We start from the raw sequence: 14,913 nt of genomic DNA, 5'->3' as shown, positions 1-14,913 counted from the left end.
TCTAGAGCCACTTCTCCGCAAGGTGCTCGGCCACGACCCGGCGGATGGTGCCGGTGCTGCCGCGCAACACGATGCTCTCGGTGCGGATCTTCGGCCCCATCTTGCGCACCCCGCCGACCAGTTGGCCGTCGGTGACGCCGGTGGCGACGAAATAGGTGTTGTCGCTGGTGACGAGGTCGTTCACGCCCAGGATCCGGTCGAGGTCGTGGCCGGCGTCGATGGCCCGCTGGGCCTCGTCGTCGTCCTTGGGGTGCAGCTTCGCCTGGATGAAACCGCCCAACGCCTTCAACGCGCAGGCGGTGATGATGCCCTCCGGGGTGCCGCCGATGCCGACGCACATGTCGATCCGGGTCTCGGTGATGGCCGCGTTGATGCCGCCGGCCACGTCGCCGTCGAGCATCAACCGGGTACCGGCGCCGGCGGCGCGCACCTCTTCGATCAGGCCGGCGTGCCGCGGCCGGTCCAGGATGGCGATGGTCATGTCGGACACATCCTTGCCCTTGGCCTTGGCCAGGGCACGAATGTTCTCGCCGATCGGCAGGCGCAGGTCCACGACGTTGTGGCCCTCCCATCCGGTGACGATCTTGTCCATGTAGAACACCGCGCTGGGGTCGTACATGCTGCCGCGGTCGGCGACCGCGATCATGCTCAGTGCGTTCTGACGCCCGTTGGCGGTCAGTGAGGTGCCGTCGATGGGGTCCACCGCGATGTCGCAGGAGGGCCCGCGCCCGCTGCCGACGTGCTCGCCGCTGTAGAGCATCGGTGCGTCATCCTTCTCGCCCTCGCCGATGACGACGACGCCGTCGAAATCGACAGTGCCGAGGAATTTGCGCATCGCGTCGACGGCGGCACCGTCTGCGGCGTTCTTGTCGCCGCGGCCGATGAACGGCACGGCGCGGATGGCGGCGGCTTCGGTGGCCCGCACCAGCTCCATGCCGAGGCTGCGGTCGGGGTGGAGGTAGAGAGAATCGTGTTCAGTAGTCACTGTGTGTTGGTGTCCTTCGAGGTCGTATGTGGGTTGCTGAGGGACTGAGCCGGAACTACGCCGGTACGTGGCCAGCATACCCAGCGTGCCCAGAGCGGGACCTTGTACCCCGAGCGCTCACACAGAAGCCCTCGCTAGACTTGACGGACACCCCCGCTCGATTTCGAGGAGAAGCAATGCCCATCGCAACCCCAGACCAATACGCCGAAATGCTGAACAAGGCCAAGTCGAAGGGGTTCGCGTACCCCGCATTCAACGTCTCCTCCTCGCAGTCCATCAACGCCGTTCTCCAGGGCCTGACCGAAGCCGGCTCTGACGGCATCATCCAGGTCACCACCGGTGGCGCCGACTACTTCGCCGGTCACACCGTCAAGAACCGTGCCGCCGGCGCCCTCGCGTTCGCCAAGTTCGCGCACGCCGTTGCTGACAACTACCCCGTCACCGTGGCCCTGCACACCGACCACTGCCCCAAGGGTGCGCTGGACGACTTCGTCCTGCCCCTCATCTCGGCCTCCGAGACCGCCGTCGCCGATGGCTTCAACCCGATCTTCCAGTCGCACATGTGGGACGGCTCTGCCATCGCGCTCGACGAGAACCTCGAGATCGCCAAGGGCATCATCACCCGCACCAAGGCGATCAACGCCATCCTCGAGGTCGAGATCGGCGCCGTCGGCGGCGAAGAAGACGGCGTTGAGGGCGACATCAACGACAACCTGTACACGACCTTCGACGACACCGTCAAGATGATCGAGGCCCTCGGCCTCGGCGAACAGGGCCGCTACATGGCCGCCCTCACCTTCGGCAACGTGCACGGCGTCTACAAGCCCGGCAACGTCAAGCTGCGTCCGGAGCTCCTTGCGGAGATCCAGGCCAGCGTCGCCGCCAAGTACGGCACCAGCGCACTGCCCCTCGACCTCGTCTTCCACGGTGGCTCGGGCTCGACCGATGCCGAGATCGCCGAAGCCGTAAAGAACGGTGTCGTGAAGATGAACGTCGACACCGACACCCAGTACGCGTTCACCCGCGCCATCGCCGACTACATGCTGAAGAACTACGACGGCGTGCTCAAGGTCGACGGTGAGGTCGGAAACAAGAAGCTGTACGACCCGCGCGCCTGGGGCAAGGTTGCCGAGACGGCCATGGCTGCTCGCGTTGCCCAGGCCACCCGCCAGCTCGGTTCCGCCGGGCACTCCAACAGCTAGTTCAACAGAAAACACCGGATGACGATGGCAGAGAACGCTTCAGACCAGACCCCGGCGGTCACCCCGCCGGTGGACTACCGCCCCCAGCCCCGCTACGGCGAGCTGGCTCCGGAGGGCTGGACCTGGACGCCGCCGCAGGACGAACCCGTTCCTGCGGCCTCTGCCGCCGCATCCACCACGGTGACGCCGGCCAGGGCGACGCGGGGATCGGCCGAACGGCCGGCCTCCGCGGCGCCGGGTTCGGTGCCGGGAACGGCGCCGGCCTGGGACCGACCCCTCACCATCAGCCTGCTGGTCTTCGGACTGCTCGGCGCCTACTTCACCATCTCGATGCTCGGCAGCCTGCCGCAGGCCCTGGCGATGCTCTATTCGCAGGCCGACCTGGGTGAGTACACCGTGACGGACTCCGTCACCGCGATCATCACCGGTGGCAGCATCGGCCAGGCCGTCGTCTGGGTGGCCGCGGCCATCTCCTCGATCCTGCTGCTGTTGCGCGGCCGACGCGCGTTCTACGTTCCGATCATCGGCGGCGTCGTCGCGTTTGTCCTGCTGGTCGCGGCCGTGGCCGTCGTGCTCGCCGGCGACCCGGTATTGCTCGAGTACCTCAGCCAGCCGTAAGGCCCGGCCGCCGACTACTCCGGTCGGCTGACCCTGCCGCCGAGCGCACGCGCGTCGGTCTTGCCCTGCAGGTCCTTGCGGAGCTCCTTGGGCAGCGAGAACAGCAGGTCTTCCTCGGCGGTCTTGATCTGCTCCACGTCGCCGTAGCCGGCGCCGGCCAGGTCGCGCAGCAGTTCCTCGACGAGTTCCTCCGGCACGGATGCTCCGCTCGTGACGCCGACGGTGTTCACGCCGTCGAGCCACTCCTGCTTCACTTCGTTGGCGTAGTCCACCCGGTAGGCGGCCTTCGCGCCGTACTCCAGCGCCACTTCCACCAGGCGTACCGAGTTGGACGAGTTCGCCGACCCCACCACGATCACCAGATCGGAGTCGCGGGCGACCTTCTTGATGGCCACCTGACGGTTCTGGGTGGCGTAGCAGATGTCGTCGCTGGGCGGGTCCTGCAGGTTCGGGAACCGGGCCCGCAGCCGGCGCACCGTCTCCATGGTCTCGTCAACGCTCAGCGTGGTCTGCGACAGCCAGACCACCTTGTCCGGGTCGCGCACGACGATAGTGTCGGCCTCGTCCGGGCTGCCGACGAGCGTCGTGTGCTCCGGCGCCTCGCCGGCGGTGCCCTCGACCTCTTCGTGGCCTTCGTGGCCGATCAGCAAGATCTCGAAGTCGTCGCGGGCGAAGCGCACAGCCTCGCGGTGCACCTTGGTGACGAGCGGGCAGGTGGCGTCGATGGCCGACAGGCCGCGGGCGGCGGCGGCGTTGACCACGGCCGGCGACACGCCATGCGCGCTGAAGACGATATGCGAACCGGTGGGGACCTCATCCACTTCTTCGACGAAGATGGCGCCCTTCTTCTCGAGTTCACTCACCACGTGGGTGTTGTGCACGATCTGCTTACGCACGTAGACGGGCGCCCCGTACAGTTCGAGGGCCTTCTCCACCGCGATGACGGCCCGGTCCACGCCGGCGCAGTAGCCGCGCGGGGCAGCGAGCAACACCTTTTTCGGCCCGACCACCGGGGTATCCTTGAGCCTGTTGCGCAGGCTGGGAATTCTGGGCATGCCAAGGCCGATCACGGGCGCATTAGTACTGGTACTCACCCGAACAGTCTAAGCGGGCATGTCTGAACGGACCGTGCGAGCCCTCAGCAGACCAGGAGACCCATGAACGCAGTCACGATGCCCGCCGCGGGCGACGAGCCGCCCACCGTCGACGCCCCCTGGCCCGTCGCTGTGCTCTCGAACAAGATCCGCGGCTATATCGAACGACTCGGCACCGCCTGGGTGGAGGGCGAGATCGTGCAGTGGGGCACCAGTGGCGGCAACGTCTACGGCAAGCTCAAGGACCTCTCGGTGGATGCGACGGTGAGCTTCACGGTCTGGTCGTCGGTGAAGGCCCGCCTGACCGGTGACTTCAAGCAGGGCGACAGGGTCATCGCGCTCGTGAAGCCCAACTACTGGGTCAAGGGCGGCTCCCTCACGATGCAGGTCTTCGAGCTGCGCCACGTCGGGCTCGGCGATCTGCTGGAACGGCTCGAACGGCTGCGCGCGCAGCTCAAGGCCGAGGGCCTCTTCGACGCGTCCCGCAAACGATCGCTGCCGTTCCTGCCGCACCGCATCGGGTTGGTCACCGGCAAGGACTCCGACGCCGAGAAAGACGTGCTCCGCAACGCCCAGTTGCGCTGGCCGGCCGTCGACTTCAGGGTGGTACACGCCGCCGTGCAGGGCGACCGGATGGTCGGTGAGGTCACCGCGGCCATCCGGGCGTTGGATGCCGACCCCGAGGTGGACGTCATCATCGTCGCCCGCGGCGGCGGCGACTTCCAGAACCTGCTCGGCTTCAGCGACGAGTCACTCGTGCGCGCCGTCGCGGCCTGCACTACCCCGGTGGTCAGCGCCATCGGCCACGAGGCCGACCGGCCGCTGCTCGACGATGTCGCCGATCTCCGCGCCTCGACCCCCACCGACGCGGCGAAGCGAGTGGTGCCCGACGTCTCCGACGAACTCAACCGGGTGCAGCAGGCGCGGGCGCGGCTGAGCAGCCGGCTCACCGGCATCCTCGCCACCGAGGTCGACAGGCTCGGCCAGTTGCGCAGCCGGCCGGTACTCGCCGGCGCGGACTGGATCATCGACAGTCGATCGCAGGACCTGACCCGGTATGTGGCGCGCGGTACCGAGCTGATGCACCGCACCCTCGAACGCGCCGGGTCCAGCGTCGTCGAGCTGCGCTCCCAACTGCGCGCCCTCTCCCCCCAGGGCACCCTCGACCGCGGCTACGCCATCGTGCAGCTGCCGGACGGCCACGTGCTGCGCTCCAGCGACCAGGCCCCGGCCGGCACCGAGCTGCGCATCACCGTGGGCGTTGGCACCGTGCCCGCGGTCTCGAAATAGATGGAAAGAAATAGGATGGATGACATGACTTCGTCCGCAGCCCCGACTCCGACCACCGCCGGCACCGTCCCGGCGGTCGACTCGCTCAGCTACGAGCAGGCCAGGGACGAACTGATCCGTGTCGTCTCGGTGCTCGAGCAGGGCGCGTCCACGCTCGAGGAATCGCTGGCGCTCTGGGAGCGCGGCGAGACCCTCGCCACCCGCTGTGAGGAATGGCTGATCGGCGCCAAAGCACGCCTGGATGCCGCCCGCGGCGCGGCCACCGCGGAATGAGCCGCAGTCCCCGCCCACCGCGCGTCGTCGCGGAGCTCGGTCGCCCGGAGACCGCCGAGGAACGCGCTAATCGGCTGGCAACCAACTCCAAGAACTACCGGTCCCGCAAGACCATCAACAACCTCGTCTACTCGCTGTTGGCGACCCTCGGCGCGGTGATCGTGCTGGTGCTGATCGTGCCTCGCAGCGACACCCCGATCAATCGCGAGGTCGACTACGCGAGCGTCGCCGAACAGGCGCAGTCCGGCGTCGAGGAACCGCTCGTCGTGCCCGTGCTCCCACCCGGCTGGAGTGCCAACGCCGCTCAGTGGCGCCAGGGCGGCAACGACGGTGTCTCGAGCTGGTACCTCGGCCTGCTCACCCCCGAGAATGAGTTCATCGGGCTCACCCAGGCCGTCGACGCCAACCCCACCTGGCTGGCCGACCAGCTCGAAGACGTCGAGGCGACCGACACCATCACGATCGCCGGTCTGGACTGGGCTGTCTACCGAAATCCCGCGCCGGTCGCCGACCGGGGCAACTTCGAATCCGCCCTCGTCACCGAGGCCGGCGACAGCAGCTATCTCCTGATCGGCACCGCCACCGACGAAGAGCTGACCGTGCTCGCCGCCGCCGTGGCCGAGCAGATCAGCACCGAACCGACCGGCACCGAACAGAACGGCTCCAGCGAATGACCGACACACCGACTCCGACACCGGCCCAGGTCTGGAACGACCTCGCCGCGGGCAACGAACGCTTCGTGGCCGGCACACCGCAACATCCCCGGCAGGACGTCGACCGTCGCGCCGAGACCGCATTCGTGCAGAACCCCATGGCCGCCCTGTTCGGCTGCAGCGACTCCAGGCTCGCCGCCGAGATCATCTTCGACAAGGGCCTGGGAGACCTGTTCGTCGTGCGGAACGCCGGCCAGGTCATCTCCGATTCGGTGCTCGGCTCACTCGAGTACGCCGTTGCGGTGCTCAAGGTGCCCTTGATCCTGGTGCTCGGCCACGACAGGTGCGGCGCGGTGCGAGCCGCCATCGACTCACAAGCCGAAGACGCCCAGGCCCTGCCGCCGCACATCAACAGCATCATCGAGAAGATCGTCCCGGCGGTGCGCCGCGTCAATGGGCCCGAAACCGGTCCGCTCGACCCCGACGATGTGGACGCATCCGCCGTGGGCCGGGAACACCTGCGCGACACCGTGGCGGAGCTGGTGCAGCGCTCCGAGATGATCAGCGCCGCGATCGCAGAAGGTACATTGGCTATCGTCGGTGCGAACTACAGGCTCCTCGAGGGCCGCGCAGATCCTGACCTCGTCGTCGGCGTCGTCTAGGAACTCTCGACACCGACCGGCAACCCGCATGAATCGAAAGGTATGACACACCGTGGTGGACATTTCAGCTGAAACAGAATTCCGGATCGAACACGACACGATGGGCGAGGTCCGGGTTCCCGCGGACGCGCTCTACGGTGCGCAGACGCAGCGGGCGGTCGAGAACTTCCCGATCTCCGGATCCGTGCTCGAGTCCGCCCAGATCGCGGCCCTGGCCCGCATCAAGAAGTCGGCGGCCCTCGCCAACGCCCGTCTCGGCGTGCTCGACTCGAACATCGCCGACGCCATCGCGGCCGCCGCCGACGAGGTCATCACCGGTCGATACGACGCCCAGTTCCCCATCGACGTGTACCAGACCGGCAGCGGAACCTCGTCGAACATGAACATGAACGAGGTGCTCGCCACCCTCGCCACCCGCCGCCTGGGCAGCCCGGTGCACCCCAACGATCACGTGAACGCGTCGCAGTCCTCCAACGACGTCTTCCCCACCTCGGTGCACATCGCCGTGACCAGCGCCCTCATCGACGACCTCATCCCGGCCCTGGATCACCTCGCGGTCGCGTTCGAGGCCAAGGCCGAACTGTGGGCGACCGCGGTCAAGGCCGGCCGCACCCACCTGATGGACGCCACCCCGGTCACCCTCGGCCAGGAATTCGGCGGCTACGCCCGCCAGATGCGCCTGGGCATCGAACGGGTGCGCACCGCGCTCCCCCGCGTCGCCGAGGTGCCGCTGGGCGGCACGGCCGTCGGCACCGGCATCAACACGCCGGCCGGCTTCCCGCAGCTCGTCATCGAGCTGCTCTGCGACGAGACCGAGCTGCCGATCACCGAGGCCATCGACCACTTCGAGGCCCAGGCCAACCGTGACGGCCTGGTCGACGCCTCCGGTGCACTGCGCACCATCGCCGTTGGCCTCACCAAGATCTGCAACGACCTGCGCTGGATGGGCTCCGGCCCCAACACCGGCATCGGTGAGCTGAGCATCCCCGACCTGCAACCGGGCTCGTCGATCATGCCCGGCAAGGTCAACCCGGTCATCCCGGAGGCCGTGCTCATGGTCTGCTCCCGCGTGATCGGCAACGACGCCACCATCGCCTGGTCCGGCGCCTCCGGCGCGTTCGAACTCAATGTGGCCATCCCCGTGATGGGCACCGCGCTGCTCGAGTCGATCCGGCTGCTCACCAACGGCGCCCGGGTGCTCGCCGACAAGACCGTCGACGGCCTCGAGGCCAACCTCGACCGTGCCCGCGCGCTGGCCGAGTCGTCGCCCTCGATCGTCACCCCGCTCAACCGGGTGATCGGCTACGAGGCCGCCGCCAAGGTGGCCAAGCACTCCGTGGCGCAGGGCCTCACGGTGCGCGAGTCGGTCATCGACCTGGGCTTCGTGGAACGCGGCGAAGTCACCCTCGAGCAGCTCGACACGGCCCTGGACGTCCTGAGCATGACCCGGCCGCCACAGGCGTAATCCCGCGACGTGTCCCGTTCCGGACGAGTTGCCCCGCTGTGCGGGGGCAACTCGTCCGGAGGTGGGCAACTCGGCGTCAGGCCAGCTCGTTTCCCTCCAACATCTCGGTCACGAGGGCGGCGATGGCGCTGCGCTCGGACCGGGTGAGGGTCATGTGGGCGAACAAGGGGTGGCCCTTCAGCGTTTCGATCACACTCGCGACACCGTCGAAGCGGCCCACCCGCAGGTTGTCACGCTGGGCCACATCGTGGGTGAGCACCACCCTGGAGTTCTGCCCGATCCGGCTGAGCACCGTCAGCAGCACGTTCCGCTCCAGCGACTGCGCCTCGTCGACGATCACGAAGGCGTCGTGCAGGCTCCGACCACGGATGTGGGTCAGTGGCAGCACCTCGAGGATGCCGCGCTCGACGACCTCCTCCAGGACGTTCTCGCTCACCAGTGCGCCGAGGGTGTCGAACACCGCCTGGCCCCAGGGGCCCATCTTCTCCTGTGCGTCACCGGGCAGGTAGCCGAGCTCCTGGCCGCCCACCGCGTACAGCGGCCGGAACACCATGATCTTGCGGTGCTGCTGCCGTTCCAGCACGGCTTCCAGGCCGGCGCAGAGAGCGAGCGCCGACTTCCCCGTCCCCGCTCGACCTCCCAACGACAGGATGCCGATCTCCGGGTCCAGCAGCAGGTCGATCGCCAGGCGTTGCTCGGCCGAGCGGCCGTGCAGGCCGAACAGGTCGCGGTCCCCGCGCACCAGGCGTAGCTCGCCCCGCCCGGTGACCCGGCCGAGGGCCGAGCCGCGGTCGGAGTGGATCACCAGGCCCGTGTTGACCGGCATGTCCTGCACCAGGCGGGTCTGCAGGGACTCCTTGTCGTAGAGGTCGTTGACCTGCTCCGCGCTCAGGGTGATCTCGTCCATGCCCGTCCAGCCGGAGTCCACAGCCAGCTCGTGCCGGTACTCGTCTGCGGTCAGTCCGATCGAGGCGGCCTTCACCCGCAACGGCAGGTCCTTGGACACCACGGTGACGGCGAGTCCGTCGTTGGCCAGGTTCATGGCCACCGCGAGGATGCGCGAGTCGTTGTCGCCCAGCTGCAACCCGGAGGGCAGCACCGACATGTTCGAGTGGTTCAGCTCGACCCGCAGGCTGCCGCCCTCCCCCACCGGGATGGCGAAGTCGAGTCGTTCGTGCTTGACCCGCAGTTCGTCGAGGTACCGCAGCGCCTGCCGGGCGAAGTAGCCGATCTCCGGGTCGTTGCGCTTGGACTCCAGTTCGGTGATCACCACTACCGGCAGTACGACGGAGTGTTCGGCGAACCGGAAGATCGCCTTCGGATCGGACAGGAGAACCGAGGTGTCCAGCACGAAGGTGCGCTCGGTTTGGTCGACCCCTGACGGTGTGTGTTCTGCGTTCAGGTAGTCGGTTCGATTAGCGGTCACAACCACTCCCACCCCGCACCCGAGGGTGCGGATTTGTTGGCGAGCGGCCACAAGCTTTTTCTCGAGCCGTACTTATGTGGCCGTCTCGATCAGGCGCCATACCTGATGAGATGAACGTACGTCGGGTGGCTGGGAATTGGAAAAGCGACACGCCCAACGTCATGAGACGTTAACGTTCGTCGGGCGGGTGCCGGCTAGGTCAGTATCCGGCGGCGGCGGCGTACGCCGTGAAGGCGCCGCGCAGCATGTCGACGGTCTCGTCGGCGAGGTGCGCGTGCACGCTGAGCCGCACCGTGCCGCCCCGGGTCGTGACCGTCACGCCGTGGTTGTGCAGCGCGGCGCCGAGCGCGGTGAGGCGTTCCACGGGCGGTACCAGTACCACCAGGCCGGCCCGTTCCCTGGCGTCCCTGGCGGAGAGCACCGGAATGCCGAACTGGTCGGCCAGATCGATCAGTCGCTCGACGTTGGCGCACACCAGGGCCTCGATGGCGGGCAGGCCCGCGGCCTGGATCTCCTCCAGCGCCGTCGCGAACCGGGCCTGGGCGATGCCGTCCCCGTTGGTCACCCCGAACGCCGACGCCGCGTGTGCCGGCGGCGGTACCTGGTCCCACGGCTCGGTGATCTCGGTGCCGGTGAATCCGGAGACAACCGGGGTGAGCCGTTCCACGGCGCGGTCGCTCAGGGCGAGGAAGCCGGTTCCCCAACCGGCCCTGACCCACTTCTGGCCGCCGGAGGCGACGACATCGGCCGCCTCGTAGGCGGCATCCACCACCCCGAAGCCCTGAATGGCGTCGACGATGAGCAGCCTGTCACCGATGACCTGCCGGATGCCTTCCAGGTCGGCCCTGAAGCCCGTGCGGGAATCGACGAGGCTGACGGCGACCGCGACGGTGGTCGGTGTCAGCTGGTCCCGCACCTGGCCGGGCGTGACCTGCCCGGCGCTGTTCTCGCCGCCGTCGGCCGTGAGCCACTGCGGCATCGCCACGTGCAGGGCCTCCGCGGCACGGCTGGCCGCGAACGGCAGGCTCGGAAAGTCCGCCGGTGACAGCAGCACGTCGCCGGTCAGGCCGAACATGGCGTGCATGAGGCCCATGCTGGTGTTCGGTTGGGAGACGATCTGGTCGGCCCTGAACCCCAGGCCCGCGGCCACGGCGGTGCGCATCCGCAGATCTTGCTCGCCGAAGTGGCCGAGGCTACCGTGTCGGGCCCTGGCCAGGATCTCGGTCTGGCCGCGCGTTTCGGCGACGACGGCGCTGGACATGGGGCCGATACGGCCGTAGTCCAGGTAGCCGGGGTCTTCGGTGAAGCCGTTCAGGTAGGCGGCGAGGGGCGTCTCGACCGCGCTCACCCGCCGAACCTGCGGTGCCGTTTGGCGAAGTCGCGCAGCGCCCGCAGGAAGTCGACCTGGCGGAGGTCGGGGCCGAGGGCCTCGACGAAATAGAACTCGCTGTGCGCGCTCTGCCAGAGCATGAAGTCGCTGAGGCGCTGCTCGCCCGAGGTGCGGATGACGAGGTCGGGGTCGGGCTGGCCGCCCGTGTACAGGTGTTGGCCGATGAGTTCGGGGGTGAGGGTTTCGGCGAGGTCCTCGAGAGTGCCGCCGTGGGCATGGTGGGTGGCGACGATGCTGCGCATCGCGTCGGTGATCTCGGTGCGGCCGCCGTAGCCGACGGCGAGGTTCACGTGCAGTCCCGTGTTGGCGTGCGTGCGGGCCTCCGCGGCGGACAGGGCGCCCTCCAGGGGCCCGGGCAGGCACTTCTTCGACCCGACCTGCTGCACCTTCCAGTCGCGGTAGTGCGACAGGTCCTCGGCGAGGTCGGCGATGATCTCGAAAAGGGCGTCGAGTTCCTCGGTCGGGCGTTGGGTGAGGTTGTCGGCCGAGAGCAGGTACAGCGTGACGACGGAGATACCGAGATCGTCGCACCACTCCAGGAATTCGCGCATCTTCGCGGCCCCGGCCCGGTGGCCGTGGGCGGCGGAGTCGTAGCCGAGCTGTTTGGCCCACCGGCGGTTGCCGTCGATGATCATGGCCACGTGCCGCGGCAGGACCGCCGCGGTCAGCCCGCGACGCAGCCGACGCTGGTAGACCCTGTAGAGGAGTCCGCGTCCGAGGGAGAATTGCCGCATCTGCACACAGTTACGCTAGCTCAATCCGGCCCGCGTTCGCGCCGCGGCGCCGCCGAGGCTGCCGTATCCTGACAGCATGGCCGCTACGGATGACATCCCGAATCTCCCCCTCCTCGAAGACGAGATCGAGCATCCGGTTCCCGAAAAGCCCACCTGGCGGGGCTGGATCCACGCCGGCACGTTCCCGGTCACCATCGTCGCCGGCATCATCCTGCTGCTCGCGGCGGACGGCCCGGCTGCTAAATGGAGTTCGGCGGTTTTCGTGGCCAGTTCGATGCTCCTGTTCGGCAATTCGGCGCTGTACCACCGCTTCAATTGGCAGCCGCGCACCCGCATGGTGCTCAAGCGCATCGACCACGCCAACATCTTCCTGCTGATCGCCGGATCGTACACGCCCATCACGGTGCTGGCCCTGCCGCCGGACAAGGCAGTGCTGCTGCTGACCCTGGTCTGGGGCGGCGCGATCCTCGGCATCGCGTTCAGGGTGTTCTGGATCAACGCCCCGCGCTGGCTGTACGTGCCGCTCTACCTCGCACTGGGCTGGGGCGCGCTGATGTTCATCGTCGACTTCTTCCAGGCCGATGCCCTGATGATGAGCCTGATCATGGTCGGCGGGCTCTGCTACTCGGTCGGCGCCGTCGTCTACGGTCTCAAGAAGCCCAACCCGATTCCCGGGGTGTTCGGCTTCCACGAGATCTTCCACTCGCTCACCGTGGTGGCGTTCCTCTGCCACTGGTTCGCGATCCTGATCATCGCCACGCATCCGCTGTACCCGTAAGCGGGTACCCCCGACCTCAGGCTTCTGGCGTGTCCTTCTTCTGGGCGGCCAGCGCGTCGCGTCCGGCGACCTCGGCCTGCAGCCGGTCCTGCATCTCCGCACGGTACGTCGTGCGGCGGATGCGGCGGGCCAGGTCCATGCCCAGCAGCAGGGTCACGGCCGCGACGAAGAAGATCGCGAAGAAGCCCCACGGGCCCGGTGTGACGGTGTCGGGGTTGAACTCGGGCGCCGGGGTGTTGGACAGGATGAAGCTGACCACGGGAGAGAACATCCCGCTCACGCGTCGTCCCTCACACCACTGAAAAGATCGGATTCGGGCATGTTCGTGTCAACTTTCGATTCGACGAGTTGGAAGTCCTCGTAGGGCCAGGCCTTGCGCACCATGTCGTTGGGCCAGAAAAAGAAACTGCTCGTCGGCGACACCTGGCTGGCGTGCGACCGCAACGCATCGTCGCGCACCTCCAGGAAGTCCCCGATCGGCACGTGCGTCGTGGCGAGGTTCGGGTACTCGCTCATCCGTTCCCTGGCGCTGGCCAGCGGTTCGAGTAGGTCGGAGTCCGGTTCGGTAATGCTGAGCTCGAGGTACATGGCGTCCATGCGCTCGAGGTTGAAGATGCGGTCGTAGTACAGCTTGTCGATCTGCCACGGCGCGCCGGCATCCGGATACCGGTCGGCGTCGGCCGCGGCGCGGAACGCCTCGACAGAGACCTGGTGGCAGCGAATGTGATCGGGGTGCGGGTAGCCGCCGTTCTCGTCGTAGGTGATGAGCACCTGGGGACGGAAATCGCGGATGATGCGCACCAGGGGTTCGGCCGAGTACTCCAGCGGCACGTCGGCGAAGGAGTTCTTGGGCACCCCGCCGTCGTCGGCCATGCCGGAATCCTGGTAGCCCAGCCACAGGTGTTGGATGCCCATCGCCTGCTGGGCCGCCGCCATCTCCCGGCGGCGGAGGCCGGCGAGGTCGCGCTCGGCCATGGCCACGTCGGCCAGGTCCTCGTTGAGGATGCTGCCGCGTTCACCGCCCGTGCAGCTCACGATGAGAACCTCGGCGCCGAGGCTTCGGTAGTACGCGTATGTCGCGGCGCCCTTGCTCGACTCGTCGTCGGGATGGGCGTGCACTGCCAAGAGCCGCAGGGTCATGAAACTCCTCAGAAATGCCAGCTAACCTAAGGTACAAGCCTAATCGTTGAACCGTGAGTGTGGAGTCTGAGTGGCCGTGAGCAACAACCTCGACGAACGCTATGGGCGAACCCCCGGCAGCACCCGCCGCGACCGCCGGGTGCTCTGGGTCGTTGCCGGCCTCTTCGCCCTGATCCTCACCGGATGGGTCGTCTGGGCGGGCCTGGACGGTGCGGGCCCGGAAATCGAAGCCAGGGACACCAGGCACCAGATCATCGACGAGGACAGCATCAGCGTGACCTTCGAGGTATCGCTGCCCCCGCAGAACGCCGCCAGCTGCGCTGTGCAGGCGCTCAACGAGTCGTTCACCGTGGTGGGCTGGAAGGTCATCGATCTGGCGCCGTCCGCCGACTACACCCGCTCGTTCACCGAGATCGTGAAGACGACCGAGTTGAGCAACACAGGATTGATTTACCGCTGCTGGTTGACCTAGACTGATGTATTCGCCCTGACAGAAGTCGGGGCGTCCGCTGTATGTCGTGACGTACTAGGCCGCGATGTTCTAGGACGTGACGTGTCAGGCCGTGACCTGCCCAGCGACGAACGGCCGCTTCCTGCGGCACCATCGGCGCACTATCTGCCGGCGCACCACCGATCAGCACGAGAAGGAGAGAACCATGACTACCGAAACCTCGGTCACCTGGCTGACCCAGGAGGCCTATGACCGCCTCGCTGCGGAGCTGGACACTCTCAGCACTGTTGCTCGGGTGGACATCGCCAACAAGATCGAGTCCGCGCGCTCGGAGGGCGACCTCAAGGAGAACGCCGGCTACCACGCGGCCAAGGAGGAGCAGGGCAAGATGGAGGCGCGCATCCGCACCCTCACCCTGCTGCTGCGCACCGCAGAGGTGGGCCACGCCCCCGAGAGCAAGGGCGTCGTCGAGCCCGGAACCGTCATCACCGCCACCATCGCCGGTGACGAGAGCCGGTTCCTCATCGGCAGCCGGGAGATCGCCGGCGACAGCGACCTGGACGTGTACAGCGAGAAGAGCCCCCTGGGCGAAGCCATCATCGGGCTCAAGGTCGGCGCGAAGACGAGCTACGAGACCCCCAACGGCAAGCAGATCGCCGTGGAGATCCACCTCGTGGAGACCTTCACCGGCTAACTGCCCCTGGTGACACGAACGGCCGGCTGCTCACGCAGCCGGCCGTTTTTCTGTGTCC

At 67.6% G+C, this 14,913-nt stretch carries 17 protein-coding genes; 10 read left to right on the top strand and 7 right to left on the bottom strand.

Translation table 11 applies throughout. The features are described 5' to 3' along the window. Position 1 precedes the first annotated feature (1 nt). A complete protein-coding gene (gene glpX, locus RCH12_RS05895; RefSeq protein ID WP_327016343.1) occupies positions 2–934 on the bottom strand; it encodes a class II fructose-bisphosphatase in 933 nt (310 codons plus the stop codon). Between the two features lie 227 nt (positions 935–1,161). Between glpX and fbaA the strand changes: the two genes are divergently transcribed. Both fbaA and RCH12_RS05885 read left to right on the top strand, forming a co-directional pair. Further along, on the top strand, positions 1,162–2,187 hold the full coding sequence (gene fbaA, locus RCH12_RS05890) for a class II fructose-bisphosphate aldolase (RefSeq protein WP_103429747.1): 1,026 nt from the start codon (positions 1,162–1,164) through the stop codon (positions 2,185–2,187). 18 nt (positions 2,188–2,205) lie between these two features. Then, entirely contained in the window at positions 2,206–2,805 is a 600-nt protein-coding gene (locus tag RCH12_RS05885) for a DUF6264 family protein (RefSeq protein ID WP_327016307.1), read from the top strand. A gap of 14 nt (positions 2,806–2,819) precedes the next feature. On the opposite strand, the gene RCH12_RS05880 is transcribed toward RCH12_RS05885, so the two are convergent. After that, positions 2,820–3,860, bottom strand: a complete 1,041-nt coding sequence (locus RCH12_RS05880; protein WP_088458064.1) for a 4-hydroxy-3-methylbut-2-enyl diphosphate reductase — start codon at positions 3,858–3,860, stop codon at positions 2,820–2,822. Positions 3,861–3,962: 102 nt separating this feature from the next. Here RCH12_RS05880 and xseA point away from each other — a divergent pair, with 102 nt between their 5' ends. Genes xseA through RCH12_RS05855 form a run of 5 tightly spaced genes read left to right on the top strand, consistent with a single transcriptional unit; the run spans position 3,963 to position 8,242 of the window. After that, complete coding sequence (xseA, locus tag RCH12_RS05875) at positions 3,963–5,189, top strand: exodeoxyribonuclease VII large subunit (protein WP_240632223.1); 1,227 nt, start codon at positions 3,963–3,965, stop codon at positions 5,187–5,189. A 24-nt stretch (positions 5,190–5,213) separates the two neighbouring features. Beyond that, positions 5,214–5,462: an exodeoxyribonuclease VII small subunit gene (locus RCH12_RS05870; protein WP_103429799.1), complete on the top strand. Its 249-nt coding sequence runs from the start codon at positions 5,214–5,216 to the stop codon at positions 5,460–5,462. Next, positions 5,459–6,136, top strand: coding sequence for a DUF4245 domain-containing protein (locus RCH12_RS05865; RefSeq protein WP_327016306.1), 678 nt, complete (start codon positions 5,459–5,461; stop codon positions 6,134–6,136). The genes RCH12_RS05870 and RCH12_RS05865 overlap by 4 nt, the downstream gene beginning before the upstream one ends. Continuing rightward, complete coding sequence (locus tag RCH12_RS05860; protein WP_103429750.1) at positions 6,133–6,777, top strand: carbonic anhydrase; 645 nt, start codon at positions 6,133–6,135, stop codon at positions 6,775–6,777. Before RCH12_RS05865 ends, RCH12_RS05860 begins: the two co-directional genes overlap by 4 nt. 52 nt (positions 6,778–6,829) lie before the next feature. Continuing rightward, on the top strand, positions 6,830–8,242 hold the full coding sequence (locus RCH12_RS05855) for a class II fumarate hydratase (protein ID WP_327016305.1): 1,413 nt from the start codon (positions 6,830–6,832) through the stop codon (positions 8,240–8,242). A gap of 76 nt (positions 8,243–8,318) precedes the next feature. On the opposite strand, the gene RCH12_RS05850 is transcribed toward RCH12_RS05855, so the two are convergent. The 3 genes from RCH12_RS05850 to RCH12_RS05840 form a co-directional block, all read right to left on the bottom strand. Then, a complete protein-coding gene (locus RCH12_RS05850) occupies positions 8,319–9,668 on the bottom strand; it encodes a PhoH family protein (RefSeq protein WP_370291286.1) in 1,350 nt (449 codons plus the stop codon). Positions 9,669–9,867: 199 nt separating this feature from the next. Beyond that, complete coding sequence (locus tag RCH12_RS05845; protein ID WP_327016304.1) at positions 9,868–11,016, bottom strand: aminotransferase class V-fold PLP-dependent enzyme; 1,149 nt, start codon at positions 11,014–11,016, stop codon at positions 9,868–9,870. Beyond that, entirely contained in the window at positions 11,013–11,792 is a 780-nt protein-coding gene (locus RCH12_RS05840; RefSeq protein WP_103429803.1) for an isoprenyl transferase, read from the bottom strand. The genes RCH12_RS05845 and RCH12_RS05840 overlap by 4 nt, the downstream gene beginning before the upstream one ends. Before the next feature lie 76 nt (positions 11,793–11,868). On the opposite strand from RCH12_RS05840, the gene trhA reads away from it, so the two are divergent. Further along, positions 11,869–12,570, top strand: a complete 702-nt coding sequence (gene trhA / locus RCH12_RS05835; protein WP_103429751.1) for a PAQR family membrane homeostasis protein TrhA — start codon at positions 11,869–11,871, stop codon at positions 12,568–12,570. Positions 12,571–12,586: 16 nt separating this feature from the next. Here trhA and RCH12_RS05830 read toward each other — a convergent pair whose 3' ends face one another. Then, positions 12,587–12,841, bottom strand: a complete 255-nt coding sequence (locus tag RCH12_RS05830; protein WP_442784561.1) for a hypothetical protein — start codon at positions 12,839–12,841, stop codon at positions 12,587–12,589. A gap of 5 nt (positions 12,842–12,846) precedes the next feature. Then, positions 12,847–13,710 (bottom strand): mycothiol conjugate amidase Mca, encoded by an 864-nt coding sequence (gene mca, locus RCH12_RS05825; protein ID WP_207795414.1) that lies wholly within the window; start codon positions 13,708–13,710, stop codon positions 12,847–12,849. 76 nt (positions 13,711–13,786) lie between these two features. On the opposite strand from mca, the gene RCH12_RS05820 reads away from it, so the two are divergent. Both RCH12_RS05820 and greA read left to right on the top strand, forming a co-directional pair. After that, the gene (locus tag RCH12_RS05820; RefSeq protein WP_165788966.1) at positions 13,787–14,182 is read left to right on the top strand and encodes a DUF4307 domain-containing protein; all 396 of its coding nucleotides are present in this window, start codon (positions 13,787–13,789) and stop codon (positions 14,180–14,182) included. Between the two features lie 184 nt (positions 14,183–14,366). Then, a complete protein-coding gene (gene greA, locus RCH12_RS05815) occupies positions 14,367–14,855 on the top strand; it encodes a transcription elongation factor GreA (RefSeq protein ID WP_088456704.1) in 489 nt (162 codons plus the stop codon). Positions 14,856–14,913 lie beyond the last annotated feature (58 nt).

Source organism: Cryobacterium sp. MP_3.1 (assembly GCF_035984795.1).
In the GTDB taxonomy this organism is placed as follows: domain Bacteria; phylum Actinomycetota; class Actinomycetes; order Actinomycetales; family Microbacteriaceae; genus Cryobacterium; species Cryobacterium zongtaii.
The sequence above is the reverse complement of the archived record's forward strand: the minus strand, read 5'-3'. Positions and strand labels throughout refer to the sequence as shown.

Bases quoted from the DNA above. Each gene is read 5' to 3' on its own strand.
- RCH12_RS05870 (WP_103429799.1), top strand. From the start codon at position 5,214: ATGACTTCGTCCGCAGCCCCGACTCCGACCACCGCCGGCACCGTCCCG.
- greA (WP_088456704.1), top strand. From the start codon at position 14,367: ATGACTACCGAAACCTCGGTCACCTGGCTGACCCAGGAGGCCTATGAC.
- RCH12_RS05880 (WP_088458064.1), bottom strand. From the start codon at position 3,860: ATGCCCAGAATTCCCAGCCTGCGCAACAGGCTCAAGGATACCCCGGTG.
- xseA (WP_240632223.1), top strand. From the start codon at position 3,963: ATGAACGCAGTCACGATGCCCGCCGCGGGCGACGAGCCGCCCACCGTC.
- glpX (WP_327016343.1), bottom strand. From the start codon at position 934: ATGGAGCTGGTGCGGGCCACCGAAGCCGCCGCCATCCGCGCCGTGCCG.
- RCH12_RS05840 (WP_103429803.1), bottom strand. From the start codon at position 11,792: ATGCGGCAATTCTCCCTCGGACGCGGACTCCTCTACAGGGTCTACCAG.
- RCH12_RS05830 (WP_442784561.1), bottom strand. From the start codon at position 12,841: ATGTTCTCTCCCGTGGTCAGCTTCATCCTGTCCAACACCCCGGCGCCC.
- mca (WP_207795414.1), bottom strand. From the start codon at position 13,710: ATGACCCTGCGGCTCTTGGCAGTGCACGCCCATCCCGACGACGAGTCG.
- RCH12_RS05865 (WP_327016306.1), top strand. From the start codon at position 5,459: ATGAGCCGCAGTCCCCGCCCACCGCGCGTCGTCGCGGAGCTCGGTCGC.
- RCH12_RS05885 (WP_327016307.1), top strand. From the start codon at position 2,206: ATGACGATGGCAGAGAACGCTTCAGACCAGACCCCGGCGGTCACCCCG.
- RCH12_RS05860 (WP_103429750.1), top strand. From the start codon at position 6,133: ATGACCGACACACCGACTCCGACACCGGCCCAGGTCTGGAACGACCTC.
- trhA (WP_103429751.1), top strand. From the start codon at position 11,869: ATGGCCGCTACGGATGACATCCCGAATCTCCCCCTCCTCGAAGACGAG.
- fbaA (WP_103429747.1), top strand. From the start codon at position 1,162: ATGCCCATCGCAACCCCAGACCAATACGCCGAAATGCTGAACAAGGCC.